Genomic DNA, 25,075 nt, shown 5'->3' with positions numbered 1-25,075 from the left:
CAGGGATGGATCCCGCCGACATCCCAAATATCGAGGCGATGCTGCAGTTGTGGATGCTGGCGATGATCCGCCCCGGCGCCGCGTTCATCGCCGCGCCGGTGTTCGGGGCGACCAGCGTCCCGGTCCAGCTGCGGCTCGTGATCGCGCTCGCGGTCGGCGTGCCTGCAGTCGCCGCATCGGGCATGACGCTGCCGCCCGAAGGGATGGTGTCGGTCCCCGGCCTCTTGCTCGTCGTCGGCGAGGTCATCATCGGGCTCGGTATCGGCTTCATCCTCCAGATGGGTCTCGCCGCGGCGCTGCTTGCGGGTGAGGCGATCAGCAACGCGATGGGGCTGGGCTTTGCCTCGATGGTGGATCCGCTCAGCGGCGCATCAAGCTCGGCGATCGGCCAGTTTCTCTCGATGCTCGCGACCGCCTTGTTTCTCGCCGCTGACGGCCACCTCGTGCTGATCGACATCATCGTCGACAGCTATTCGGCGCTCCCGCCCGGCAATGCCTTTCCCTCGTTCGACGCGATCGGCGGGCTGTTGCGGTTCGGCGGGCTGATGTTCGCGGCCGGGCTGACGATCGCGATGCCGGTCGGCTTCGTGCTCATCCTGGTCCAGATCATCATGGGCGTGATCGGTCGATCGGCCCCGGCGTTAAACCTGTTCGCGGTCGGCATCCCGGCGACCTTGCTCGCCGGAATCGTCCTGCTCGGCGTCGCGACCCCTGCCATGGCCGAGGCGATCATCCGTATCCTGTCCGACGCGCTCGACGGCGCGCGGATGTTCGCGGGGCTCTGACCGATGGCAAGCCAGCCCGACAAGGACCAGAAAACCGAACAGCCGACCGCGAAGAAGCTCGCCGACTCCAAGCGCGAAGGCGATGTGCTGATGTCGCGCGAGCTGGCGACGGCTTTGATGATGCTGGCCGCCGCAGGGTGGATCGTCGCGGCGGGCGGCTGGTTCGTGCAATCGGCAGGCGAATTGGTGCGCCGCGGCCTGACGCTGACCGCCGCCGACGTGTCCGACTTCGCCCCCGCCGAAGCGCTGATGCGCAACGGGGTCGAGATTTTGCTGCCGCTCGCCAGCCTGTTCGCGATGGCGCTGGGCGCCGCGATTGCCGGTCCGGCGATGCTCGGATCGTTCGGGTGGCGCGGCAAGGCGCTGGCGTTCAAGGGCAACCGGATGAACCCGATGAGCGGCCTGACGCGCATGTTCGGAATGCACGGCGTCACCGAACTGGGCAAGGCGATGGCCAAGGTCGGGTTGCTCGGGACCATCGGTTACTGGCTGGTCAAAAACAGCCTGCCCGCGATCATGACGATGGCATCGACCGACCTGCTCGCCGCGATCGGCCTCGCCGGGCAGGCGATCGGGCATGCGATGCTGGTGCTTGCCGGCGGGCTGGTCGTCATCGCGCTGATCGACGTGCCGGTGCAATGGTTCCAGCGCAACCAGCGCCTGATGATGAGCAAGCAGGAAATCAAGGAGGAGATGCGGCAGTCCGATGGCGCCCCCGAACTGAAGCAGGCCCAACGCCAGCGCGCGCACGACATCCTCAGCGGATCAGCGCGCAAGGCGGTGTCCGATGCGACCGTCGTCCTGACCAACCCGACCCATTTTTCGGTCGCGCTACGCTATCGCCCCGGGGTCGATGCAGCACCGACAGTCGTCGCGCGCGGCCGCGGCGATGTCGCGCTGTCGATTCGCGAGTTGGCGCGCGGCGCCAATGTTCCGTTGCTCGAATATCCGCAACTGACCCGCGCCATCTATTTTACCGCGCGCGCGGGACGCGTGATCCCCGAGGAATTGTTCGTCGCGGTCGCGACCGTCCTCGCCTTTGTCTTCCAGCTCGAACGCATGGTCGCCGAAGGCGCGGCGCCGCCGGTCGTTGACGTTCCGCCAACCCATCATTTCGACCCTGAAGGGCGCCGCCAAGCTTAACACCATCCCCGCGCCGCCGTTAACAGGTGCGAAGGATATTTCGCCATGGTCAATTCCATCATCAACAGCCTCGGCTACGGGTCGGGAATCGATACCAAGCAGCTGGTCACCGACCTGTCGGCGGCGTCGCGCGAGCCCAAGGTGGCGCGCATCACGACCCTGGCGAATCAGAACCAGACCCGGATCAGCGCGCTGGCGCAGGCCCGGTCCGACCTCGAAGGCTTTGCCGATTCGCTGGGCCAGATGGTCAGCGACGGGACGCTGCGGAGCACCCCGACGGTGTCCGATGCCAGCATATTGAGCGCGACCACGCGCGCGGGGCTCCACGCCGACAGTTTCGCTGCAACGATGGTCGTCAACCAGCTGGCGCGCGCCCAAAGCAGCTATTCGGGGGTGGTCGCCGATCGCGCCGCAGCGATCGGCACCGGCACGATGACGTTGACCGTCGGCGGCGTCGCCAAGACGATCACCATCGGCGCAACGAATAACAGCCTCGACGGTCTGGCCAATGCGATCAACACGAGCGGCGCCGGCGTGACCGCGTCGATCATCGCCGACGAGGGCGGGCATCGCCTGATCCTGAAAGGCCCATCGGGGGCCGCGAACGCCTTCACCCTCGCCGTCGATGCCGGTGCCGATCCCGCCCTGTCCGCCTTTGCTTATGGCACGGGCGGCGGCATGACCTTGGGCCAGAGCGCCGCCAACGCCGAATTCACGGTCGACGGCGTGGCGTTCAGCCGCGCCACGAACATCATCGACGACGTCGTGCCCGGCATGTCGCTGACGCTGAAGAAGGCGGCGCCCGGACAAGCGGTCGATATCGGCGCCAGTCGACCGCTCGACATCATCAAGCAGACCGTCGGCGACTTCGTCTCGGTCTATAACCAGCTCAAGACGAGCCTGACCGCCGCCGCCAGTTCGTCGGGATCGACGGCCGCGCTTCGCGAACTCGAACGCGATCTGTCGGGTCTGATCGGCAAAGTGATTTCGAGCCACGGCAGCATCAACAAGCTGAGCGACATCGGGGTATCCACGACCAAGGAGGGCTTGCTCGCCGTCGATACCGCCAAGCTCGACAAGGTGCTCGCCGCCGACGCCGGCGCCGTCGAGGCGCTGTTCAACCCGCGCCGCGACGCCACCCACACCGAGCAGAGCGATCCGGGCATCGCCTTTGCGCTCGACGCGATCCGCGACAAGGCGATCGGCGCCAATGGTGCGATCGACCGGGTGTCGAAATCGCTGCAAGGGCTGAAGGAAAATCTGGCCGAGCAGCTTGAAAAGGTCGAGCAACGCGAAACCGCGTATCGCGCCCGGCTGGAGAAGCAATATGGCTCGCTCGACGCGCGCCTGGCGGCGTTCAAAGCGACGCAGACCTATCTCGAACAACAAATCAAGCTCTGGACCAACGAGCGTAACTAGGGGCATTGATCGTGACCGCTACCGCCTCGACCGTTCGGGCGACCGGACTCTATCGCCGGTTGCAGCATGAAAGCCGCGCCGCCGCCGCCGACCCCGTCGAACTGGTGACCATGCTCTATGACGAGCTGGAAACCGCGATCGGCGTGCTGGGCGCGATGCTGCGCCAAGGCCAGCGCATTTCCGCAACTGAACCCGCACACCGCGCTCGCGCGATCCTGATCGGCCTCGACGCCGGGCTCGACCGCGATGCCGGCGGCGACGTCGCGGCCGCGCTGTCGCGGGTCTATCGCAGTATGCGCCGCAAGCTGGACGAGGCAGTTGCACAAAATGACGGCGAGGCGCTGGCCGATCTGCTCGATGGCGTTTTGACAATCAGTACCGCTTGGCGGCAACTGCGCTGAACCCGGGTTAATCGCTCCCCAATACAGGATCGGCCCGCAACCCGGTTAAGGGGTGCGGGCCGATGCCGTTTCAAATGATCCCGCTGGGTACCCGGCCGCCCAGGGTGGGGACGGGCGGCCGGGTGGTACAGGGGCGGACCAGAGCCCCCTTTTTTCAGCGGGTGCTGAAACTCGTATCGCGGGCGCCGGTCAGGCGGCCTGCTGCTGAACCCCATATTTGCGCATCTTTTCGATCAGCGTCGTGCGCTTGAGCGTCAACAGGCGCGCGGCTTCGGAAATGATGCCGTCGGCCAGGTCGAGTGCGACGTGGATTTGTTCGAGTTCGATCGTCTCGATCTCGCGCTTGAGGTCGATCGGGCGGCCCGGCATCGGCGTTTTGGCGTGCGAAGCGGCCGGAGCGGCGAAATCATCCGCGCTGGCCTGCGCCGTGGCAAAGCTGCTGGGGACAGCCTGCCGCGGCGCAAGCGCTGCGGTGGGGTTCAGGAGCATGGTGACGTCTTCGACGCCCAGCGTCTCGCCGCCATGGAGAACGCTGGCGCGCTCCACGAAATTGCGCAGTTCGCGGACATTGCCGGGCCAGCGGTGCTGCATCAGCAAGACCATCGCTTCGTCTTCAAAGCGGCACTTGGCTTCGCCCGGCATCTTGCGCTGGAAATGGCGGATGAGGGCGGGAATATCCTCGACGCGGCTGGCGAGGCTGGGGACCTGCAACACAACCACGCCGAGCCGGAAGAACAGATCTTCGCGGAATTTGCCATCGGCGATCGCGGCGCCGAGATCTTGATGGGTGGCCGAAATGACGCGGACGTCGACGGCCTTCACATCGCTGCTGCCGACGCGGACGATCGTCCGTTCCTCCAGCACGCGGAGCAGTTTGACCTGCATGTCAAAACGCATGTCGCCGATTTCGTCGAGGAAAAGCGTGCCGCCCTCGCTCGCTTCGAAATGGCCGATGCGGCGGGCATGGGCGCCGGTGAAGCTGCCCTTTTCATGCCCGAACAATTCGGATTCGATCAGGTCGCCGGGGATGGCGCCGCAGTTGATCGCGGAAAACGCCTTGCCGGTGCGGGCGCCTTCATCGTGAATGGCGCGGGCAACAAGCTCCTTGCCCGACCCCGAGGGACCGCAGAGCATGACCGAGGCGTTGGATCGTGCGACGCGGCGGATCATGTCGCGCAGCTGCGCGGCGGCCGCGCTGCTACCGATGATCAGCGTTTCGAGCGCTGCACTGTTGTTCTGCCCCACGGTCATTTCAGTCTCCACCGCGCCCCCCAAATCCGGCGCCTTTTCGATGGATCCAGAGATTGACGAAAGTGGTAAACAAAAGATTATTCACGTCTTCATAACCCATTCAAAACAAAGGGTTATTGCCAAATTGGATGTATTGGCGGCGCAAATGCGTTATTAACGATCCGATATGCTGCCAAACTGGCACTAATTGTCAGCGGCGGTTCGCCAGCCGAGGGTGATCGAGATGCGGCGGTTGCGCGGATCGAATCGGTCGGATGGAACATAGGGCTCGCGATCGGCGACGCCTTCGATGCGCGCGAAGCGGGTTTTGTCGATACCGCGATACTCCAGAAAGTGCCGTGTGACCTCGGCACGGTCGACCGACAGCCGCCAATTGTTGGTCCCCGATTTGGCCGACCAGGGGGCGGCATCGGTGTGACCGCGTACCATGACCTGGTTGGGGACGGTCGCGATCGGTTCGGCGATTGTGCTGAACAGCCGCGCGCCATCGGCGGTCAGCTGGCTGGTGCCGATTGCGAACATCGAAAAATCGGCATCGTCGATCACGTCGATCCGCATCCCTTCGATGGTTTCGGTGAAACGCAGGTTGCGCGCGAGGCGTTTGAGGTCGCCCTGTTTCTGCACCCGTTCCATCAGCGACTTGGCGACCTGCTGGAACTTCATCTTTTCGCTCTCACGCCCCGATGCTTCCTTCGGCCCGCCGACCGCATCCTTGGGAATGGTGATCGAGCGCGTGCCGGTCTGCCCCGCAGCATGCGGGTAATCGTCGGCCGACACGATCGAGTCGCCGCCGAACAGACCGTTCGAGCCCGCGCTGCCCTGTTTCGTTTCGACGATCGTCGGCGCGAAATAGTCGGCCAGCGCCTTGCGCTGTTTCTCGGTCGTCGCGCCGAGCAGCCACATCAGCAGAAAGAACGCCATCATCGCGGTGACAAAGTCGGCATAGGCAACCTTCCACGCCCCGCCATGATGGCCGGCGTGCGGTGCCTCGATGATCTTCTTGACGATAATCGGGCGCGGCAGGTTGGGACGCGCGGCCATCAGCGACCGCGCATTCCGTCGAAGACTTCGGCAAAGCTCGGCTGGTTGGCATGCTCGACGCCAGACCGCGCGGCTTCGATCACCAGCGGCTGCGGATGGCCGTGCAGCGACGCGACGATCAGCTGCTTTACCGTGTGATACATGGCGGCATCGCTCTCGATCACCGTCCGCGCGCGGGTCGCGAAGGGACCGACCAGGCCATAAGCGAGCAACACGCCAAGGAAGGTGCCGACCAGCGCCGACCCGATCATTCCGCCCAGAACCTCGGGCGGCTTGTCGATCGAGCCCATCGTCTTCACCACGCCAAGCACCGCCGCAACGATGCCGAGCGCTGGCAGCGCGTCGGCCAGATTTTGCAATCCGTCGGCGGGTTTGATCGCGTGGTGGTGATGGTTCTTCAGCGCCGCATCCATAACGTCCTCAACCGCATGCGGATCGAGCGTGCCCGACGACACCACGACCAGGCGCAGCGTGTCGCAGATCAGATGGATCAGAGTTTGGTCCTTGAGCAATTTGGGATATTGCTGAAACAGCGTCGAGTTGGCCGGATCTTCGATATGCGGTTCAACCGCGACCGGACCCTCGGTCCGCATCATCTTCATCAACGTCGAGACGAGCAGGATGCAGTCGAGATAGTCCGACTTCTGATATTTCGGACCTTTGAACACTTTGCCCAGCCCGCCGCCCAGCGCCTTCAGGTCAGCGCCCGAATTGCCGATGATCAGCGATCCTATCGCCGCACCGCCGATGATCAGCATCTCGTGCGGCAGCGCGTGCATCACGGGGCCAAGATTGCCGCCGGTCAGCGCAAAGCCCCCGAACACCAGCAGGATCAGAACGACGATGCCGATTACGGGAAACATGCGGGGTCAACTCCATTCGGGGTCCGGTTCGGAAACCGGGCGCCCGCAAATTCAAAGGGACGTCATTATACTTAACGGCAGCAACGCCGCGACATTGAGCGCGATCAGTTCAAAATATCGAACAAAGTCTGCCGGTTGATCTTTGCAAAGGCGGCCTGGGCCGCACTGAGCGTCAGATCCTGTGCATTCAGCTGCGCGATCGCCACCGACAGATCGGTGTCCTCGACCGATGAGCGTTCATCCTTGAGCGTGATGCCGCGCGCCGCCAGCGCGTCGCCGATCCGTTCGAGCCGCCCGCCCGACAGGCCGAGCGCCGCGTGCCGGTCGGCGACATGGCCGATTGCGGTCTCAAGCGTATTAAGTCCCGCGCCGATCGCCGGTGCGTTACCCCCGGCGACCGCCGCCGCGATATCGCGGATCCCTGTCGATAGGCTGTTGCCGCCGACGACAAAGACGTCGGCCGCCGACGGCACAGGGGCAAAGCTGATATCCGAATCGAACCGCATCACGCGCGCGGTGCCAGCGGCAAAGATCGGCTCGCCATTCGCATCGCGGGTTGCGGTCAGGCTATCGATCTCGTCGGCGATCGCCCCGAGTTCGGCGGCCATCGTCGCGCGGTCGGCGGGGCTCGCGGTGTCATTCGCCGCAGCGAGCGTCAGTTCGCGGGCGCGGGTCATCAGATTGCTGACCGACTTCATCACCCCGTCGGCCTGCGCCACCAGCGCCGATCCCGAATTGATGTTGGCGGTCCAGGCAGACATGCTGGCCTGGGTCGTCCCGATGGTGGCGATTCGCCGCGCCGACACCGGATCGTCGGACATGCGCTGAATTCGCCTGCCGCTCGAGATCTGGATCTGCGTCTGTTCGAGCTGACTGGTCAGTTTCTGTTGGCGCGCGATTTCGCGCGTCATGCGATTGCCCACGGCGTTAATCATCGTCGTCGCCTTCCTAGATCGAGCTCAACAGCGTTTGCATCGTTTCGCGGGCGACCTGAATCGTCCGCGCCGCCGCCTGATACGCCTGCTGAAAGCGCAACAGTTCGGCCGCCTCCTTGTCGAGATCGACCTCGCTCACCCCGTCGCGCGCGGCGGCAGCCGCATCGGCGCGCGTCATGGCGGCGGCATCCTGGGCGCGCGCCGACGCGGTTGTTTGCGCCTGCGTCGCCAGATGTCCCGACCAGCGCGATTCTGGATCATTGGCTCCGCGCAGCGTCCCGAGCGCCAGCATATTGCCGTTGCTGCCCGACGCATTGGCGGCGGCAACCTGTTCGGGCGCCAGTGCCGCGGCGGTCATCGTTGCGGCGCTGGTGCCGGTGAACAGCGCCGCGCCGGGGTTGCCATCGGCATCGGTGCCGGCCTGATGCGCTGCATTAAGCTGGGCAGCGAAAGACGTCGCCATCGTATCGAGCCCGGCGCGCTGATCGGCGACATGATTGGCCGCCTCCGCCTGTCCGGCAAGCGAACCCGTCGTCACCGTCAACGGCGAACCGCCGACGCTGTACGAGAGCCGTCCGTCCGCCGCCGCGGTCACCGCGATCGGGTTCACCGCGCCGCCGCCGACGAGCAGGTCGCCCGACCCGGCGGCGCGCAAGGTCACCGATCCGTTGTTTTCAAAGGTCGCGCTGACCCCGGCCTGCGACGATAATTTATCGAGCAACCGGTCGCGTTCGTCGAGCAGGCTCGCCTCGTTCGTCGATCCCGGGCGCGCCTTGCGCAGCCCGATATTGATCTGTTCGAGCGCGTTCAGATTGGCGTTGAAATTTTCGACCGTGCTGGCCGCGGCCCCCTCGATCCCGTCGCCCATCCGGTCGAGCTCACCTGCCGCGGTACGAAAACCCGACGCGACGTCATCGGCGGCTTGCAGGAACTGGCTGCGCAGCGTCTTGTTCGACGGATCGGCGGTCAATTGATCGGCGGTGGTGAACAGCTTGGTGAGGCCGGTCTTGATGCCGTTGCTCTCGTCGCTCAGCGCGCCTTCGACCTTGCCCAGCCAGCCGAGCTTGGTCGCCGACCGTTCGGAATCGCCCGAAGAAATACGCGAATCCGCAATCAGCCAGGCGTCGACAGAGCGGCTAACGCCGCGAATCTCGACCCCACTGGGATTGATGTTGCCGCGATAGAAAACCGAATCGCTGCCGCTGACCGGCTCCATCATATCCAGCCGCCGCCGCGCATAGCCGGGGGTCTGCGCGTTCGCGATATTGTCGCCGATCGTCGACAATGCGCGCGAATAGGCCTTGAGGCCGCTATAGCCGATGCCGAGAAGATCGCTCATTGCACACCTCCGGCCGCGCTGCCGAGGCGTCCGCGGAACTGGCGCTCGACCATGTCGGCGATGCCGAACTGGCGCATTGCGGCGATCGAATCGGCGGTGCGTGCGTCGGCCATCTCGCGGAAATTGTCGGTCGCGCTCGATCCCATCATGTCTTCGCCGAGCTTCGCCTGACGCATCGACGCCAGCAGCTGGCGCAAAATCACCGCCTCGAACTGCTCGGCCGCCTTGCGCAGGCCACCGTCGCCGCCACCACCGCCAAGGGTCGGGGTGGCCGAGGCCGGCACGAACGACCGCGCGGCGGGGGTCGAAGAAATGGGCGTCGTCATATGATCACCAATTCTGCTGTGAGGGCACCCGCCTGGCTCAGCGCCTCGAGGATTGCGACCAGATCACCGGGCGACACGCCCAGACGGTTGATCGCATCGACGAGTTCGGACAGCGAGGCGTTGGGTTTCATCAAAAAGGCCGGTCGATAATCTTCGGCGACATCGATTTCGCTCGACGGTTCGATCGCGGTTTCGCCGCGGCTGAACGGGGCGGGCTGGACGACCGTCGGCGATTCCTTGATCGACACGGTCAGCTTACCGTGGCTGACCGCGGCGGTGCCGACGCGGACTGCGCCGTTGATCACTACGGTGCCGGTGCGCGCGTTGACGATCACCTTGGCGGAGGGTTCGGAGCGCTGGACGCCCAGATTTTCGATCTGCGACATCAACCGCATCCGCTCATCGCCATTGCCGACGGCGCGGATCGCGATGCTGGCGCCGTCGATCATCGACGCGCTGCCCGGGATCGCGGCATTGATCGCGTCGGCGACGCGCTTGGCATTGGTGGCGTCGAACTGGTGGAGGTTGAAGGTCAGCCAGTCGCCGGACGCAAAGCCGGTATCGACCGCGCGCTCGATGGTTGCGCCGTTGGCGATCCGGCCGCTCGACGGAACATTAACCGTCAGCTTCGATCCGTCGGCGGCATCGACGCCCAGCCCGCCGATGACGAGGTTGCCCTGCACCATCGCGTAAATCTGGCCATCGGCGCCATAGAGCGGCGCCAGCACGAGGGTGCCGCCGCGCAAGCTTTTTGCCTTGCCGATCGCCGACACCGTGACGTCAAGGCGCTGGCCGGGCTTGCCAAAGGGCGGCAGTTCGGCGGTGATCACCACCGCCGCGGCATTTTTCAGCGCCGGATTGACCCCCGGCGGCAAAGTCAGGCCAAAGCGCGAGATCGCGCCCTTCATGCCCAGCGTCGAATAGTCGAGGCTGTCGTCGCCGGTACCCGCGAGCCCGACAACGATGCCATAGCCGGTCAGCTGGTTGGCGCGCAGTCCCTGGAACTGGCCCATGTCCTTGATGCGCTGCGCCTGCGCCGGCGCCGCAAAGGCAAGACTGGCGAGCAGGAACGCGAGGAAGGCAAACAGGGTGGGACGCTGGGTCACGAAAATAATCCTCTTCAGAACGGGCTGACGATGGCAAAGAAACGCTGCAACCAGCCTTGCTTGCTGGCGCGCGCGATCTCGCCCTTGCCGACGTAACGAATGTTCGCGTCGGCAACGCGGGTCGACAGGATCCGGTTGTCGGGGCCGATATCCATCGCGCGAATGATGCCCGAGATCTGAACGCGTTCGTCGCCGCGATTGAGCGTCAGCAGCTTTTCACCGCGCACCAGCATCGTTCCATTGGGATAGACGGCGGCGATGGTCACGCTGACCTCGCCCGACAAGGCGTTCGATTGCGATGCGTCGCCCTTGCCCTTGAACTGCTGGCCGCCGCCCATCGCGATATCGCTGGGGTTGAACAATGACAGCGGCCCGGTGGCGGGCGGCGTCAGGCCGATATTGCCGTCACGCTGCGTTCCCGCGGCGTTGCTTTTGGTCGCGGCGGTGCGTTCGACGAGCTGGATGGTGACGATGTCGCCAACCGCGCCTGCGCGCCCGCCCGAGGTGAGCGGCACATAGCTGCCCTGAAAGATCGAGCCATTGCCGGGGAGCGGCGCCGGCAGAGCAGGCGTCGCGGCCGCAAAGGCTTCAGGCGGCAGTTTGTCCTTCGCCGCCGCGCCAACCGGCACCAGCGCGAGGGCAAATGCCACACCAACGGACAGATTAGAGCGTCTGCGCGGCATTTTTCATCATTTCGTCGGTGGCCTGGATCATCTTCGAATTGACCTCATAGGCGCGCTGCGTCTCGATCATGTCGACGAGTTCCTCGACGACGTTGACGTTCGATCCCTCGAGCATCCCGCCGCGCAAACTGCCGCGGCCTTCCAGACCGGCGGCACCGACCTGCGGCGCGCCCGATGCGGCGGTTTCGACGAGCATATTGTCGCCGATCGCCTGCAGCCCCGCCGGATTGGCAAAGCGTGCCAGTTCGATGCGGCCCAATTCGGTGAGCGTCCCGTCGGCGCCGGTCGCCGATACGGTGCCGTCGGCGCCGATCGACACGTTGGTCGAATCCTCGGGGATCTGGATCGCGGGGGTCAGCGGCTTGCCGTCGGAGGTCACGATCGTGCCGTCGGGCGAGCGACCGAAATTGCCGGCACGGGTATAACCGGTCCGCCCGTCGGGCATTTCGACCTGGAAAAATCCGGCGCCGTCGATCGCCATGTCGAGCGCGTTGCCGGTGGTGGCGAACGTCCCCTGCGTATCGATCCGCGACGTGCCCCCGAGCGACACGCCGGTGCCGAGGTTGAGCCCGGTCGCATAGCGGTTTTCGGCCGACGACGGCGCACCGGGCGCGGTCATCATCTGATAGCTCAGCGTTTCAAAGCTGGCGCGGTCGCGCTTGAAGCCCGTGGTGTTCACGTTGGCGAGGTTGTTGGCGATCACCTGCATCCGGAAGCCTTGGGCATCCAGACCGGTTCGCGCGACGTGCAAGGCACCGAAGCTCATTATTCTATCTCCTTAACGGGGAAGCTGCATCAGATTGGCGGTCGCGCTGTCCATGTCGCGCGCGTCGCTGACCAGCTTGAGCTGGGTATCCCAGCTGCGGCTTGCTTCGATCATGGCGACCAGCGCGGTGGTCGCGGCGACGTTCGATCCTTCGATCGAGCGGGTAACGAGGCGCGCTTCGGGATCGTCGGGCAGAATGCCGTCGCCCTTGACGCGGAACAGGCCATCAAGCCCCTTGGCAATGTCCGAACCGGTCGGAGTTGCGAGCCGCAGCCTATCGACTTCCTGCGGATTTTCGGCGTCGCCGCCCGCGGGTACGATCCACACCCGGCCCTCGACGTCGATCGTCACCGAATCGGCGGGCGGGATCGTCACCGGCCCCTGACCGCCCTGGACGGGGTGACCGTCGCCGGTGGTCAAAAGCCCGCTCGGCGAAACCTGCAAATCGCCGCGCCGCGTATAGGCCTCTTCACCATTGGGTGCCTGCACCACCAGCAACGCGTCGCCCTGGATCGCGATATCGAGGTCGCGCCCGGTCGCAGTCACCGTGCCGGCGCGCATGTCGGCGCCCAGCACTTCTTCCGAAGACATGGCGCGTGCATCGAGCCCGCCGCCGTTCAGCCACAGCGCCTGCGCCTCGGCCATGTCGGCGCGAAAGCCGGGCGTCTGCGCGTTCGCCAGATTGTTGGCGATCGCCGTCTGCCGGGACATGCTGCCCCGCATCGCGGTAAGGCTGGTGTAGATGAGTTTGTCCATCTGAATGCTCCCGGCAGGCGGCCAAATACGCTCGATCAGCGCATGTTGATGATGGTTTGCGACAGCTGCGACGCGCCTTCGATCGCCTTGGCGTTCGCCTGGAAGTTGCGCTGAGCACCGATCAGCATCACCAGTTCTTCAGTGATATCGACGTTCGATCGTTCCAGCGCACCCGACCGGATCGCGCCCATCGGGCCATTGGTCGCAGCGTCGATCGTCGGCGGGCCGCTTTCGCCCGACGACTGCCAATGCGCGTCGCCGACGGGGCGCAGCCCCTCCATCGCCGGGAAGGTCGCCATTGCGATCTTGCCGAGCGTCTGTGCCTCGCCATTGGCGAAGGTCGCCGAAACAAGGCCGTCGAGCCCGACCGACACATTGACCAGCTGGGCCGTGGGATCGCTCGGCGCGCCGGCGGGCAGTACGAAATCGAACGCGCTGGCAAGCGTGTTGCTGGTGACGTTGCCGTTCGCATCGACCGGCAAAAGTTGGAGTTTCTGGCCCGTCGAATCGATCACATTACGATCGGGGGTCGCCGTAAACGCGCCATTGCGGGTGTAGGTTACCTGCTCGCGCGGCGGTTCGCCCTTCACGACGAACATGCCTTCGCCGACGATCGCCATGTCGAGCGTCTTTTCGCTCGATTCATACGACCCTTGGGTAAATTGCTGCGAGATACCGTTCAATCGCTGGCCCTGACCCGCGATCATCTTCGTCGACTGGGTCGGCGACGAGGCAAAAATGTCGCCGAACTGCGCCTTGCTACGCTTGAACCCGATCGAGCCGGCGTTGGCGATGTTGTTCGAGATGACCGACATTTCGGTCTGGGCGCCCTTGAGGCCCGAAAGCGAGGTATAAAATGACATGACTTATCCTTCCTTAGGTGGTGGGTGCGCCTTAAGCGGCAGGGGGCGCCGGGGTGGCGGCCTTGATGTCTTTCAGCAGCTGGGTCTGCGCGGTGAGCTGATCGGAAATTGTCTGAAGCGTCGTGTTGGTTTCGCTGATCCCGGCGAGGCTGGAAAATTGCGCCATCTGGGCAACCATCTGCTGGTTATCGACCGGATTGAACGGGTCCTGCTGCGACAGCTGCGCGGTCATCAGGCGCAGGAAATCGCTCTGCCCCATCTGCTGCCCGCTGCCCTTGGGCTGGAGCACGATGTTGCTGTTCGCGGTGACGTTGTTCACGGCCATTTTATTGTCCCATCCTGAGGGTTTCGTTGATCAGGCCCTTGGCGGTTTCCAGGACCTGGACATTGTTCTGATACTGACGCGCGGTTTCGACCATCTCGACCATTTCCGCGGCGCTATCGACCGCCGCCTGCCAGACGTTGCCGTCCTTGTCGGCGAGCGGGTTCGACGGGTCGTGGCGTTTCGACGGCGCCATTTTCGACGTCGTGACCTGGTCGACCTGCACCGTCGCGCGGCCTTGGCTGTCCATCACGGTGCGAAAGACGGGTTTAAGCGAGCGAAAGGCTTCGGCCTCGCTGCCCGCGATCGTTCCGGCGTTGGCGAGGTTCGATGCGGTGGTGTTGAGCCGGACAAGCTGCGCCGACATCGCGCGGCCGCTGATGTCGAAGACCGAGAAGTTCCCGTTCATCGTCATTCGCCCTTGATCGCGCGGGTCAGCGTGTTGACGCGGCCGCTGAGGAACGAAAGGCTGGAGCGATAAGCGAGGGCGTTTTCGGCAAAGGCCGTCTGTTCGGTCACCATTTCGACGGTGTTGCCGTCGAGCGAGGCCTGGACCGGAACGCGATAACCGATCGCGCCCTTCATGACATCGGCGGTCGAACCGCCCTGCTGGGCAAGATCGAGTGCTTTTGAAAAATCGAGGTCGCGCGCCTTATAACCTGGCGTCGCGGCATTGGCGATGTTCGAGGCGAGCATCATCATGCGCTGGCTGCGCAGCTGAAGCGCCGTCGCGTGCAGACCAAAGAGTTTCTCGGATGCCATCATCAATATCCTTCTTTCGCCGCTGGGCCGGTCGCTGCCGGCGCCGACGCGCGGAAAACACAAAGAACGATGCAACGGCCGTGCCAAAATGTATTTAACTATATTTTTCAGATATTTATGAACTCGCGTCGCCAACGCGTCGGCAGGCTCGTCAAAAAACCGACGTCGCAGCGGCGGGCCACCCCCAATCGCGCCGCAAACCGCGACTGGCACACTTCCTGCAAAATGATGGATACCCATTTTGGACCGAAGGAGATGGACCTTGTCCGTTACGATCACCACGCGTCTGGCCCTCGGCCTGATCGCCTGCGCCGCCGCCAATCCCGCCCACGCCCAGCAAGTCAGCGAAGATTGGCAGACGATCGACGTCCTGACCGCGATGGTTGCCAACGCGCTGGGCCGCACTGCGACCCCCGTCGATCGCCGCATCAAGCTGGCGCGCTGTCCCGAACAGGCGTCGGTCACCGCGATCGACGCCAATGCCCTCGCGGTGCGCTGTGCGTCGCTCGGCTGGCGCCTGCGCGTCCCGATGAGCGGCCCGGCAAACGCAGCGCCGACGGCCGCCGCTTTTGCCCGGCCCGCCTCCAGCGCCCCTGTCATCCGCCGCGGCGACAATGTCCGGGTGACCATCGACACCGAAAGCTTCTCGATCAGCTATGCCGCGGTTGCCGCCGAAGACGGCCGCGTCGGTGAGACGATTGCGTTGCGCGGTAACGACGCCAAATCGTCGCTGAGCGCGACGGTGATCGGTCCCGGCCGCGCCCGCCTCGACGACTGACCCTCCCTCTCTTTTCCTGACCCTGCCCAGCGACTGGCCCGGTGACTGTCGGCTTTCCGACGCCACCGGGCCTTTCTTTTGATTTTTTGCGGCGAACCGATTTAATCGGGCTGCGCTACGTCCGTTAAAGCCTTCGTGAACCGCGCCGTCACTTTTCTGACGGCCCCGGATGGAGGCAATTATGTCGGGTGACAGCAGCAAGATCGGACCCGTCGGCGGCATCGTCCGCACGACCCCGCTGCGCAGCGTCGCCAGCGAAACCACCGCCCAGCCGGCGCGCGCACCGGCACCGCTTGCCGCCGTGCCGGACAGCCTGCCCGCCGCACGAATCATCCGCCTCGCGGGGAGCCTCGCAACCCAGGCGCCGCCGGTCGATGTCGCACGCGTCGCATCGCTGCGTACCGCGATCGCCAACGGCAACTACGGCGTTCACCCCGCGATCATCGCCAGCGCCATGATCGATTATCACACCGGCGGGGCCGACTGATGCTCGACGACGTCCAATCGCGGCTCGATACGCTGGTCGGCGCGCTCGACGGCCATGATGCGGGCGCGATCATTGCCGCCACCGAAGAGCTGGCGACCGCGGTGATCCTGTTTCGCGGCGCGGGCATCCCCAGAGGCAGCGAACAGCGCGCGGAACTGCTGATCGGCAAGACGCTGCGCCAGCTCGAAGCCGCGGCGATCCGCGTCAATGTCCTGAAAGACTGGACGCGTCAGCGGATTGACAGGAACCATGAGATCCGCGGCACCCATCATCGCGGTGCCGCTTTAAACTACTGATTATCCTCTGGGTTTCCGCCGTTAACCTTAAATGGCACGATGATTGCTTTGGGTTTGCTGAGACAGCCTTGCTGAACCAGCGGAACCCAGTTTATGAACGCAATCAACAATCCCCAGGCCGCCCGCCGCATCGCCGCACCCGTCATGGATGCGGTGCAGTCGGCGTCGGCCCGCACGGGCGTCGATTTCGACTATCTGGTCGATGTCGCCCGGGTTGAAAGCGGCTATAATCCGACCGCGAAAGCGTCGACCTCGTCGGCCCGCGGGCTGTATCAGTTCACCAAACAGACCTGGCTCGCAACGCTCGATCGCCACGGCGCCAACCACGGGCTCGCCTGGGCCGCCGACGCGATCGGCCGCGATGCATCGGGACGGCTGACGGTCACCGATCCGACCCTGCGCCAACAGATTTTCGATCTGCGCGACGATCCCGCCGCGGCGTCGAACATGGCCGCAGCGCTCACCGGCGACAATCGCGACTATCTGGAAAGCCGGATCGGTCGCAGCGCCGAACCCGTCGATCTCTATCTCGCCCATTTCCTTGGCTCAGGCGGCGCCGCCAAATTCCTGACCGCGCTCGACGCCAATCCTGACCAGCCCGGCGCATCGATGATGCCGGAAGCGGCCGCCGCCAACCGTTCGGTCTTTTACGCTCCCGATGGCAGCATGCGCAGCCTCGCTGAGATTCGCGACCGCTTTCGCGTCAAACTCGAAGACGGCGGCAAGATCGAAAATCTGAAATCCTTCGCCCCTGCCGGCTGGCACGCTGCTGCGAGCAGTTCGAGCGGTCTGGCGAGCGGCGGCGGACGTCCACCCCTGCAAATGATGGAAATCCAGCCCATGCCCCGCAAACTTTCGATGGGCTTTGCCGCCGACGCCTATCGGCGGCTCGCCGCAATGTCGGGTGGCGCGGCATGACCGCCGGATTCCAGCTTCGTGACATCGGACGGATCGCGGGCGCTTCGGCGCTTCCGGTCGGGATGCTCATCCTCGTCGGGCTGATGGTGATTCCGGTTACGCCGCTGATCCTCGACATCAGCTTCGTTGCCAACATCATGATCAGCCTCGCGATCCTGATGGTCGCACTGTCGGCGGCCAAGCCGCTCGACTTTTCGTCCTTTCCGACCGTGCTCCTGCTCGCCACGCTCTTCCGCCTCGCGCTCAACGTCGCCTCGACGCGCGTCGTGCTGGTACATGGCCACGAAGGCACCGCCGCGGCGGGCCATGTTATCGAGGCTTTTGGCGAGGTGCTGATCGGCGGCGATTATGTCGTCGGCCTGTTCGTCTTTTTCGTCCTGATGATCATCAACATGGTGGTGATCACCAAGGGCGCGGGACGCGTGTCCGAAGTGTCAGCGCGCTTCACCCTCGACGCGCTGCCGGGCAAGCAGATGGCGATCGACGCCGATCTCAACGCCGGGCTGCTCACCCCCGAAGAGGCCAAGGCACGCCGCGTCGAAGTCGCGACCGAGGCCGATTTCTATGGCTCGATGGACGGCGCCTCGAAGTTTGTGAAGGGCGACGCGATCGCCGGCCTGCTGATCCTGTTCGTCAACATCGTCGGCGGGCTAATCCTGGGTATTTTCAGCCACGGCCTCAGCTTTTCCGAGGCCGGCAGCACCTATGTCACTCTGGCGATCGGCGACGCGCTCGTCGCGCAGATCCCGGCGTTGCTGCTGTCGATCGCTGCCGCGGCGATCGTCACCCGCGTTGCCTCGCCGCTCGACCTCAGCGGCCAGATCGGCAGCCAGTTCGCTTCGCCCCATGTGTGGATGGCGGTCGGCGCGATCCTGTTCATCCTGGGCTTGGTTCCGGCGATGCCGCAGATGCTGATCCTGCCCGCCGCGGCGCTGTCCTTTGCCGTTGGCTGGCAGCTGCGCCGCAGCGCCACGCTGATCGCCGACGCCCCCGAACTCGCCGCCCCTGCGCCCGATCCGCATCACATCGAATGGGCCGATGTCAGCGACTCCAGCGCCTGCCAGCTCGAAATCGGCTATGCGCTGGTCAGCTTGGTCGACGACCGCAAGGGCGCGCCGCTGATGACGCGGATCACCGGCATCCGCCGCCAATTGTCGAAAGAACTCGGTTTCGTCGTTCCGCCGGTGAAGGTCAGTGACGATCTGTCGCTGCCCGGCAACGTCTATCGCATCTCGGTCGCCGGGGTGATCGTTGGTGAGGACGAGGTCTTTCCCAACGAAATGCTCGCGCTCGATTCGGGTGATCTCGTCACCAAAGTGCTGGGCCGACCGTGCAAGGATCCGACCTTCGGCCTCGACGCGCTATGGATTCCCAAGGCGACCCAGAATGACGCGATCGCGGCGGGCTATACCGTTGTCGATCCCGCCACCGTCGTCGCCACCCACCTCAACAACAGTATCGTCGGCGCCGCCGCCGAGCTGTTCGGGATCGATGACGCGCAGGCGCTGATCGACAATCTCAAAGCGCATTACCCGCAGCTGGCGCAGAATCTTTCGCCGCAGGGTTATCCGCTGCCACGCGTCGCCAGCCTGTGCAAATCCCTGTTGATCGAACGCGTCCCGCTGCGCGATTTCCGCAAGATCGCCGAAGCCATGGTGGCGACATCCGCTCAGCAGCTGGGCGAAGTCGACCTGGTCGAGGCGGTGCGCCAGCGCATCGGCGCGCTGATCGTCCAGACGATCGTACCGAGCCGGATGCCGCTGCCCGTCGTGACCTTCAGCCCTGACGTCGAAATACTGCTCAACCAGTCGGTGCGCGCCAATCCGGGCGCCGAATGGCCGTTCGAACATGGCATGGCGATGAAGATTATCGATCAGGTCGGACAGGCGGTCGAACCGCTGTTGCTCCAAACGCGCAGCTTTGCCCTGGTCGCCTCACCGATCTGCCGGTCGGCGCTGTCGCGGCTGATCCGCGCCACTTTTCCTGACGTCGCCGTGATCTCCTATCTCGAGATTCCGGCCAGCAAACAAACCGAAATCGTCGCGACGATCGGCGCCGAAGTGCCGCGTCTCGCGACCGGGACGGATGCCCATATGGAGGACCAAGTGCATGAGAATTGAGCCCGCCGAGCAATTCGCGGCGCCGACGGCCCGCGCCCCGCGCGCGCGCGGCTATGGCGAAAGCGTCGAGGCGCTGGTCGACGAATATGCGCCGCTGGTCCGCAAGATCGCCTGGCAGGTGTTTTCGCGCGTGTCGCGGACGAGCGAGCTCGACGATCTGATCCAGACCGGGCTGATCGCGCTGATCGAGGCGAGCCAGAATTATGAGGAGCGCGGCTTTGCCTTTGCCACCTATGCCACGACGCGTATCCGCGGCGCGATGATCGACCAGCTGCGCCGCGAAGCCGATGTCGGGCGGTCGGCGATGGTCGCCGCAAAACGCATCCAGGCAACCCGCTCGGCGTTGGAACAGCAGTTGATGCGCGCGCCCGCCGCCACCGAAATGGCGGCAGCGCTCGACCTGTCGCCCGAAGATTATTTTGCGCTGGAACGCAATGCAACCCACGGCCGCTCGACCTCGCTCGACGAACTGACCGACATCGGCGCCTTCCTGCTGCCCGACGACGGCGTCGGCGCGGGCGATCGATGCGAACAGGCCGACCTGATGGGAGCGCTGCGCCAATGTATCAGCTGCCTGTCGGACCGCGAACAGATGGTCTTGCAGCTCTATTTCTTTGAAGAGCTCAATCTGCATGAGATCGGCCTGACCCTTGACGTCAGCGCGGCGCGGATATGCCAGATCAAGCGCGAAGCGATGGCCAAGGTCGATCGCATGATGCGCCAGATGACGGAGTAAGGTCGAAAATCAAAAGTGACCGGGTACGGCGGAACGCGACCCGCTCGACACCGCACCCGGCCGGGGGAGGTCAGGCGGCGAGCGTCTGGTTGTTCTGCCAGGCCACGCCGATTTTTTCGAAATAAGCCGCCATATGTTCGGCGCCGCTGGTGGTCAGACGGACGATCGTCCGCCGCCGGTCGCGCTCGTCGATCGAGCGCTGGGCCAGACCAAGCCGTTCGAGCGTGCTGATCATGCGCAGCCCCGAAGACAAAGGAACCCCGGCACCGGTCGCCAGATCGCTGGCGCTGAGCGCGCGGCCATGGCTTTCGGCCAGCATCAGGTCGAGCATCATATCCCAGATCGGACCCGCCAGTTCGGCACTGCCGAAATGGCTGCGGCGGATTCGCCGGATCTGGATGCTGAACGACAGCTGGTTCAGCAGCGCCGTTTGGGGCGAGCCCTCGCCGCCCCCGTTGCGATAGGTCGGGGGCGCCGGCAATTCGCCACCGCGGCCTGCCAACAGGCCGTGGATCTCATCGATACGCGACTTTAGCTCGGCAACTTCTTGGTTCGAAAATTGCTGCATGAGAGGATGTCCCCTGGGGTGCCACGCACATCAGGCTGCAACGTCACGCTTCCGGCTGGACGAGCCCGCTGCATAAATGATCAACAGCAAGATCGGATACGATATATAGACGGACAGGAGCGAATAGGGTCGCGCCAATATCTCTGCGAACATATATTTCTGGATATGGCCGAAAATGGCGATCAATTGCCACCCGGTGATCCAGTACGGCCAGAAACTCTGCGTCTTCAGGGCAATGAACCAGAAGCTGAGCAAAACCAGCACGTCGATCACGAAGATATTCAGTTCAATATCGGTCCAGGTCGGAAACGGAGTCACAGCGCTGGTGAGAGCCGAGGCGATCAAGGCGGTATAAGCCGCCCACCGCTCAAAGGGACCGCCGCGCCTTATCGCGACGGCCACCGTGATGAGCAGTACCAAATAGTAAATCGCCACGGACCACATTGTGGCTGTTAACCCTTCCTGATGATCAGACGGCCTGCGCGAGCGGCAGTATGGCAACCTCGGCGACCGCTTGGTCGTTACTGCCTTCGTCGATCAGCTTGGCGGCGGGCTTGACGCCCGCACCGAACATGCGCGTTCCCAGGCCAACTTCTTTCTGCGTCACGGTAAGCGCCAGATGCGCGTCGGTGAGCAGCTGGCGGACTTCGCCGGCGGCGGCGAGCGCATTCGCGACTTTGGACATCGCGGCCTGGCCGACGATCGCCGACATATTGGTGTCGCGGCGCGCGGTGGGCAGGGTCGCGGCGAGCTGGGCAATGCGGATCATCGCTTCGTCGATGGCGTCTTCGGCCTGGTGGAGGTCAGAAGCGATTTTTTTCGCCGCAGAAACGCGTTCATTCAGCATGTTCTTTTTCCTTGAAAAAGAATGCCACCGGTTTCCCCCCCGTAGCATTCGGCTCGAACTATCAGGTCATCACCCGACCAAGTCCGACAAGGATCGAATAGAGAGCGGAGAAAGCCAAAATGGTCGCAAAAGCGATCAAGATTGGCCAGATAATCCTTTCCATCAACCCATGCCGGTTGGCCGGCTGGGACGCGGTCGGAAATGGCGAACCGATGTCGAATAGTCGCCGAAACGAACTGCGCCCCGGCTCGGCATCGGGGGCGGGGGGAGAGTCGCCTAGGTCGATCAATTGATATGTCAAAGGCTGATAAGGGGTAACATGATCGAAGACACCGTTAACTGCCAAGATGCGGGCAGCCTCTATCCTATTGGAAGCATTTAGTTTTTTCAAGGACCGTCGCACCCGTTCGTCCACCGTGTGGGGCGAAACATTCATCAGTCGCGCAATTTGTTTGGAATTTTTGTGCTCATAAACGTGTCGCAACGTTTCAATCTGCGCGACCGACAGCAGACTGATGTAATTGTCGGGATCGCCGTGCACGGGGTTTGAATAGAGCATCACGAGTCGAAATCAAGTTTGGTAGCGGGTACACGCGACCGCGCACCACGCGGCTGAAACGCAATCCATCCCCCAAAATGCTCGCTTCGCGGCGATTGGCGCCTCTCGCATTAACCCTGTTCTGAGGCAAATTATTTTTTGAAGCCTAAAAAAAGCAGTTTCGCGGCCTAACCCTCGATCAATTGCGCCGTTCGATCAGCCCGCGCGCGATCACCTGCGCCTGAATCTCTGCCGCGCCTTCAAAAATGTTGAGGATGCGCGCATCGCACAGCACCCGGCTGATCTCATATTCCAGCGCATAGCCATTGCCGCCGTGGATCTGCAGGCTGGCGTCGGCGTTCGACCAGGCGGCACGCGCGGCGAGCAGTTTCGCCATCCCCGCCTCGATGTCGCAGCGCTTGCCACTGTCCTTGGCGCGCGCCGCCGCATAGCTCAGCTCGCGCGCGGTGACGAAATCGACCAGGCTCATCGCCAGCTTGTCGGCGACGCGCGGGAAGTGGACGATCGCCTTGCCGAATTGTTTGCGCGCCAACGCATAATCCAGCCCCAGTTCGAACGACCGCCGCGCCACCCCGACCGCGCGCGCCGCGGTCTGGATGCGCGCGCCCTCGAACGTCCGCATCAATTGCTTGAACCCCTGCCCCTCTTCGCCGCCGAGCAAAGCGTCGGCCGGCGCAGTCATCGCATCGAATTGCAGCGCATATTCGCGCATGCCACGATAGCCGAGCACTTCGATCTCGCTGCCGGTCATGCCGTCGGCTGGAAAAGCGTCGCTTTCGGTCCCGCGCGGCTTGGGAACGAGCAGCATCGACAACCCGGCATAGCCCTTCGCGTCATGCAAAGTGCGCGCGAGCAAAGTCATCAGGTCGGATCGCGCGGCATGGGTGATCCAGGTCTTTGCCCCGTCGATCACCCACGCCCCATCCGTTCCGCGCCGCGCACGGGTCTGAAGCGAGCCAAGGTCCGATCCGACATCGGGTTCGGTGAACACCGCGGTCGGCAGCACCGCGCCGCTGGCGATCCGCGGCAGCCATTCGGCTTTCTGTGCGTCGGTGCCGCCCATCGCGATCAGCTCGCCCGCGATTTCCGACCGCGTACCGAGCGATCCGGCGCCGATCCAGCCGCGCGACAATTCCTCGGTGACGATGCACATCACCAGCTTCGACAGGCCCAGCCCGCCAAACGCCTCGGGGATGCAGACGCCGAAGGTGCCGAGGTCGGCCATCGCGCGCACCGTGGCATCGGGGATCAGCTCGTTGGCGAGGTGCCACCCATGCGCATGCGGCAGGATTTCGGCATCGGTGAAGCGGCGAAACTGGTCGCGGATCGCGTCAAGGTCGGCATCGTGCAGCGTTTCGCTGGGCCAATGGCCGTCGGCGAGCGCCGCCGCGACCTCCGCCCGCGTCGCGGCATGGTCGATATCAAGTAGGTCGCCGCAGGTGTTGGCGAGCGTCCGCGCCGCGGCTCCGATGCCAAGGTCGGCGGGCCGGAACATCTCGTTCTGCCCCATCGGCATTCCGCCGACGAGCTGGCCGATCCCTTCGGCAAAGGCGAGCATCGCAATCTTCGCATCGAGCGGGTTTGCATCCTGCCCCGCCGCGCACCACGCCAGCACCGCATCGAGCGCCGCCACTGTCGTCGCCACCCATGCAAAGCCATGTGCGGCGCGCTGCTCTTGATCGATCGGCCGCTCGGCCAATCGTGCGGCGAGCGCATCGGCCGCGGCGGCGCGGTAGATGTCGGCCGCTTGCAGCGCTTGCCGCAAATCCATCAGGCGGCGCGCTCGAAAATCGCGGCGATGCCCTGCCCGCCGCCGATACACATCGTCTCCAGCCCGTAACGCCCGTCGCGGCGCACGAGCTCGCGGGTCAGGTTCGCCAAGATGCGCCCGCCGGTCGCGCCGATCGGATGGCCGAGCGAGATGCCCGAGCCGTTGACGTTGAGCATGTCGAGGCGGCTGTCGTCGTCCGCCCAGCCCCAGCCTTTCAGGCACGCGAGCACCTGCGGCGCGAACGCTTCGTTGAGTTCGACCAGATCGATGTCGCCCCAGCCGAGCCCGGTGCGCGCGAACAGCCGTTCGACCGCGGGAACCGGGCCGATGCCCATCCGGCTGGGGTCGCAGCCCGCCGCGGCCCAGCTATGGAACCAGGCAATCGGTTCGAGCCCCAACTCCTCAAGCTTGTCCTCGGCGACGACCAGGCAGGCGGCGGCCGCGTCATTCTGCTGGCTGGCATTGCCCGCGGTCACCACCGCCCCGGGAATAGTCTTGGCCTCGATCGCGCGCAGCGCGCCGAGCGATTCGAGCGTCGCATCGGCACGGTACCCTTCGTCATGGGCAAAGATCACCGGATCGCCTTTGCGCTGCGGCACCGCGACCGGGACCAGCTCGTCGTCGAACAGCCCCTTCGCCCACGCCGCCGCGGCGCGCTGGTGGCTGCCCACGGCATAAGCGTCGGCGGCTTCGCGGGTGATGCCATAATCCTTGGCAAGGTTCTCGGCGGTCTCGATCATCCCGCTGATCACCCCGAACCGCTCGATCGGCTGCGACATCAGCCGCCCACGGGTCAGCCGGTCATGCAGCGTCAAATTCCCCGACCGCACACCCTTGCGCACGTCGATGCTATAATGTTCGACGTTCGACATCGATTCGACCCCGCCCGCGACGACAACGTCCGACATGCCGGTCTGAACCATCATCGCGGCGTTGGCGATCGCCTGCAGCCCCGAGCCGCAGCGGCGGTCGAGCTGATAGCCGGGAACCTCGAGCGGCAATCCCGCGGCCAGCCACGACCAATGACCGATGCTTGGCGCCTCGCCATTGCCGTAACCTTGCGAAAACACGACATCGTCGACGCGCGCCGGATCGATCGCAGTGCGCTCGATCAGCGCTTTGAGCACCACCGCACCCAGCTGCCCGGCATCAAGGCTGGCGAGGGCGCCGCCGAACTTGCCGACGGCGGTACGGATCGGGGCAACAATGGCAGCGCGGCGCAGGGTCATGTCAT

Annotated in this window: 30 protein-coding genes; 10 read left to right on the top strand and 20 right to left on the bottom strand. The window is 64.5% G+C overall.

The genetic code is table 11. The features are described from left to right. The first annotated feature begins 5 nt into the window (after positions 1 to 5). Genes fliR through fliS form a run of 4 tightly spaced genes read left to right on the top strand, consistent with a single transcriptional unit; the run spans position 6 to position 3,748 of the window. Positions 6 to 785 carry a flagellar biosynthetic protein FliR gene (gene fliR / locus ACQY6T_RS14525; protein WP_428631826.1) on the top strand — a complete coding sequence of 260 codons (780 nt, stop codon included), beginning with the start codon at positions 6 to 8 and terminating at the stop codon, positions 783 to 785. A gap of 3 nt (positions 786 to 788) precedes the next feature. Beyond that, a complete protein-coding gene (gene flhB, locus ACQY6T_RS14520; RefSeq protein WP_428631824.1) occupies positions 789 to 1,928 on the top strand; it encodes a flagellar type III secretion system protein FlhB in 1,140 nt (379 codons plus the stop codon). Between the two features lie 45 nt (positions 1,929 to 1,973). Next, the gene (gene fliD / locus ACQY6T_RS14515) at positions 1,974 to 3,347 is read left to right on the top strand and encodes a flagellar filament capping protein FliD (protein WP_428631821.1); all 1,374 of its coding nucleotides are present in this window, start codon (positions 1,974 to 1,976) and stop codon (positions 3,345 to 3,347) included. A gap of 11 nt (positions 3,348 to 3,358) precedes the next feature. Beyond that, entirely contained in the window at positions 3,359 to 3,748 is a 390-nt protein-coding gene (fliS, locus tag ACQY6T_RS14510; protein ID WP_428631820.1) for a flagellar export chaperone FliS, read from the top strand. A 189-nt stretch (positions 3,749 to 3,937) separates the two neighbouring features. On the opposite strand, the gene ACQY6T_RS14505 is transcribed toward fliS, so the two are convergent. From ACQY6T_RS14505 to flgB, 14 genes are all read right to left on the bottom strand, one after another. Continuing rightward, entirely contained in the window at positions 3,938 to 4,999 is a 1,062-nt protein-coding gene (locus ACQY6T_RS14505; RefSeq protein WP_428631817.1) for a sigma-54 interaction domain-containing protein, read from the bottom strand. Positions 5,000 to 5,182: 183 nt separating this feature from the next. Continuing rightward, positions 5,183 to 6,040, bottom strand: a complete 858-nt coding sequence (locus tag ACQY6T_RS14500) for a flagellar motor protein MotB (RefSeq protein ID WP_428631814.1) — start codon at positions 6,038 to 6,040, stop codon at positions 5,183 to 5,185. After that, positions 6,040 to 6,903 carry a flagellar motor stator protein MotA gene (gene motA / locus ACQY6T_RS14495; protein WP_428631812.1) on the bottom strand — a complete coding sequence of 288 codons (864 nt, stop codon included), beginning with the start codon at positions 6,901 to 6,903 and terminating at the stop codon, positions 6,040 to 6,042. The genes ACQY6T_RS14500 and motA overlap by 1 nt, the downstream gene beginning before the upstream one ends. A 104-nt stretch (positions 6,904 to 7,007) precedes the next feature. Further along, positions 7,008 to 7,838, bottom strand: a complete 831-nt coding sequence (locus tag ACQY6T_RS14490) for a flagellin (RefSeq protein WP_428631811.1) — start codon at positions 7,836 to 7,838, stop codon at positions 7,008 to 7,010. Between the two features lie 13 nt (positions 7,839 to 7,851). Continuing rightward, positions 7,852 to 9,177: a flagellar hook-associated protein FlgK gene (flgK, locus tag ACQY6T_RS14485; RefSeq protein WP_428631809.1), complete on the bottom strand. Its 1,326-nt coding sequence runs from the start codon at positions 9,175 to 9,177 to the stop codon at positions 7,852 to 7,854. After that, on the bottom strand, positions 9,174 to 9,503 hold the full coding sequence (locus ACQY6T_RS14480) for a rod-binding protein (protein WP_428631807.1): 330 nt from the start codon (positions 9,501 to 9,503) through the stop codon (positions 9,174 to 9,176). Before ACQY6T_RS14480 ends, flgK begins: the two co-directional genes overlap by 4 nt. Continuing rightward, positions 9,500 to 10,609: a flagellar basal body P-ring protein FlgI gene (locus ACQY6T_RS14475; protein WP_428631806.1), complete on the bottom strand. Its 1,110-nt coding sequence runs from the start codon at positions 10,607 to 10,609 to the stop codon at positions 9,500 to 9,502. Before ACQY6T_RS14475 ends, ACQY6T_RS14480 begins: the two co-directional genes overlap by 4 nt. Before the next feature lie 14 nt (positions 10,610 to 10,623). Next, positions 10,624 to 11,292 (bottom strand): flagellar basal body L-ring protein FlgH, encoded by a 669-nt coding sequence (locus tag ACQY6T_RS14470; protein WP_428631804.1) that lies wholly within the window; start codon positions 11,290 to 11,292, stop codon positions 10,624 to 10,626. Then, positions 11,273 to 12,058, bottom strand: coding sequence for a flagellar basal-body rod protein FlgG (gene flgG / locus ACQY6T_RS14465; protein ID WP_428631803.1), 786 nt, complete (start codon positions 12,056 to 12,058; stop codon positions 11,273 to 11,275). Before flgG ends, ACQY6T_RS14470 begins: the two co-directional genes overlap by 20 nt. Positions 12,059 to 12,070: 12 nt before the next feature. Continuing rightward, positions 12,071 to 12,814, bottom strand: a complete 744-nt coding sequence (locus tag ACQY6T_RS14460; protein ID WP_428631802.1) for a flagellar basal body rod protein FlgF — start codon at positions 12,812 to 12,814, stop codon at positions 12,071 to 12,073. Positions 12,815 to 12,849: 35 nt separating this feature from the next. Next, the gene (locus tag ACQY6T_RS14455; protein ID WP_428631800.1) at positions 12,850 to 13,677 is read right to left on the bottom strand and encodes a flagellar hook-basal body complex protein; all 828 of its coding nucleotides are present in this window, start codon (positions 13,675 to 13,677) and stop codon (positions 12,850 to 12,852) included. 31 nt (positions 13,678 to 13,708) lie between these two features. Beyond that, entirely contained in the window at positions 13,709 to 14,002 is a 294-nt protein-coding gene (locus ACQY6T_RS14450; RefSeq protein ID WP_428631799.1) for a flagellar hook assembly protein FlgD, read from the bottom strand. 1 nt (position 14,003) lies between these two features. Then, positions 14,004 to 14,414, bottom strand: coding sequence for a flagellar basal body rod protein FlgC (gene flgC, locus ACQY6T_RS14445; RefSeq protein WP_428631797.1), 411 nt, complete (start codon positions 14,412 to 14,414; stop codon positions 14,004 to 14,006). Then, entirely contained in the window at positions 14,411 to 14,764 is a 354-nt protein-coding gene (gene flgB, locus ACQY6T_RS14440) for a flagellar basal body rod protein FlgB (protein ID WP_428631795.1), read from the bottom strand. The genes flgC and flgB overlap by 4 nt, the downstream gene beginning before the upstream one ends. A gap of 259 nt (positions 14,765 to 15,023) precedes the next feature. Here flgB and ACQY6T_RS14435 point away from each other — a divergent pair, with 259 nt between their 5' ends. The 6 genes from ACQY6T_RS14435 (at position 15,024) to ACQY6T_RS14410 (ending at position 20,096) form a co-directional block, all read left to right on the top strand. Next, positions 15,024 to 15,539 (top strand): flagella basal body P-ring formation protein FlgA, encoded by a 516-nt coding sequence (locus ACQY6T_RS14435; protein WP_428631794.1) that lies wholly within the window; start codon positions 15,024 to 15,026, stop codon positions 15,537 to 15,539. 181 nt (positions 15,540 to 15,720) lie between these two features. Next, positions 15,721 to 16,026, top strand: a complete 306-nt coding sequence (flgM, locus tag ACQY6T_RS14430) for a flagellar biosynthesis anti-sigma factor FlgM (RefSeq protein ID WP_428631792.1) — start codon at positions 15,721 to 15,723, stop codon at positions 16,024 to 16,026. After that, positions 16,026 to 16,322, top strand: coding sequence for a hypothetical protein (locus ACQY6T_RS14425; protein ID WP_428631789.1), 297 nt, complete (start codon positions 16,026 to 16,028; stop codon positions 16,320 to 16,322). The genes flgM and ACQY6T_RS14425 overlap by 1 nt, the downstream gene beginning before the upstream one ends. 93 nt (positions 16,323 to 16,415) lie before the next feature. Then, positions 16,416 to 17,240 (top strand): transglycosylase SLT domain-containing protein, encoded by an 825-nt coding sequence (locus tag ACQY6T_RS14420; RefSeq protein ID WP_428631787.1) that lies wholly within the window; start codon positions 16,416 to 16,418, stop codon positions 17,238 to 17,240. After that, positions 17,237 to 19,360 carry a flagellar biosynthesis protein FlhA gene (gene flhA, locus ACQY6T_RS14415; protein WP_428631785.1) on the top strand — a complete coding sequence of 708 codons (2,124 nt, stop codon included), beginning with the start codon at positions 17,237 to 17,239 and terminating at the stop codon, positions 19,358 to 19,360. Before ACQY6T_RS14420 ends, flhA begins: the two co-directional genes overlap by 4 nt. Beyond that, entirely contained in the window at positions 19,350 to 20,096 is a 747-nt protein-coding gene (locus ACQY6T_RS14410) for a sigma-70 family RNA polymerase sigma factor (RefSeq protein WP_428631783.1), read from the top strand. The genes flhA and ACQY6T_RS14410 overlap by 11 nt, the downstream gene beginning before the upstream one ends. A gap of 70 nt (positions 20,097 to 20,166) precedes the next feature. Here ACQY6T_RS14410 and ACQY6T_RS14405 read toward each other — a convergent pair whose 3' ends face one another. The 6 genes from ACQY6T_RS14405 to ACQY6T_RS14380 all read right to left on the bottom strand — a co-directional run bounded on the left by ACQY6T_RS14405 (position 20,167) and on the right by ACQY6T_RS14380 (position 25,070). After that, the gene (locus ACQY6T_RS14405; RefSeq protein WP_428631781.1) at positions 20,167 to 20,664 is read right to left on the bottom strand and encodes a MarR family winged helix-turn-helix transcriptional regulator; all 498 of its coding nucleotides are present in this window, start codon (positions 20,662 to 20,664) and stop codon (positions 20,167 to 20,169) included. Positions 20,665 to 20,694: 30 nt separating this feature from the next. Further along, positions 20,695 to 21,084 carry a hypothetical protein gene (locus ACQY6T_RS14400; protein WP_428631779.1) on the bottom strand — a complete coding sequence of 130 codons (390 nt, stop codon included), beginning with the start codon at positions 21,082 to 21,084 and terminating at the stop codon, positions 20,695 to 20,697. A gap of 49 nt (positions 21,085 to 21,133) precedes the next feature. Beyond that, on the bottom strand, positions 21,134 to 21,511 hold the full coding sequence (locus ACQY6T_RS14395) for a hypothetical protein (RefSeq protein WP_428631777.1): 378 nt from the start codon (positions 21,509 to 21,511) through the stop codon (positions 21,134 to 21,136). A gap of 61 nt (positions 21,512 to 21,572) precedes the next feature. Continuing rightward, on the bottom strand, positions 21,573 to 22,070 hold the full coding sequence (locus ACQY6T_RS14390; RefSeq protein WP_428632668.1) for a response regulator transcription factor: 498 nt from the start codon (positions 22,068 to 22,070) through the stop codon (positions 21,573 to 21,575). A 178-nt stretch (positions 22,071 to 22,248) separates the two neighbouring features. Further along, a complete protein-coding gene (locus tag ACQY6T_RS14385; protein ID WP_428631775.1) occupies positions 22,249 to 23,841 on the bottom strand; it encodes an acyl-CoA dehydrogenase family protein in 1,593 nt (530 codons plus the stop codon). Beyond that, entirely contained in the window at positions 23,841 to 25,070 is a 1,230-nt protein-coding gene (locus ACQY6T_RS14380; RefSeq protein ID WP_428631773.1) for an acetyl-CoA C-acetyltransferase, read from the bottom strand. The genes ACQY6T_RS14385 and ACQY6T_RS14380 overlap by 1 nt, the downstream gene beginning before the upstream one ends. Positions 25,071 to 25,075 lie beyond the last annotated feature (5 nt).

Source organism: Sphingopyxis sp., assembly GCF_965279725.1.
Lineage (GTDB): Bacteria > Pseudomonadota > Alphaproteobacteria > Sphingomonadales > Sphingomonadaceae > Sphingopyxis.
This window is presented reverse-complemented; position numbering and strand designations above follow the sequence as displayed.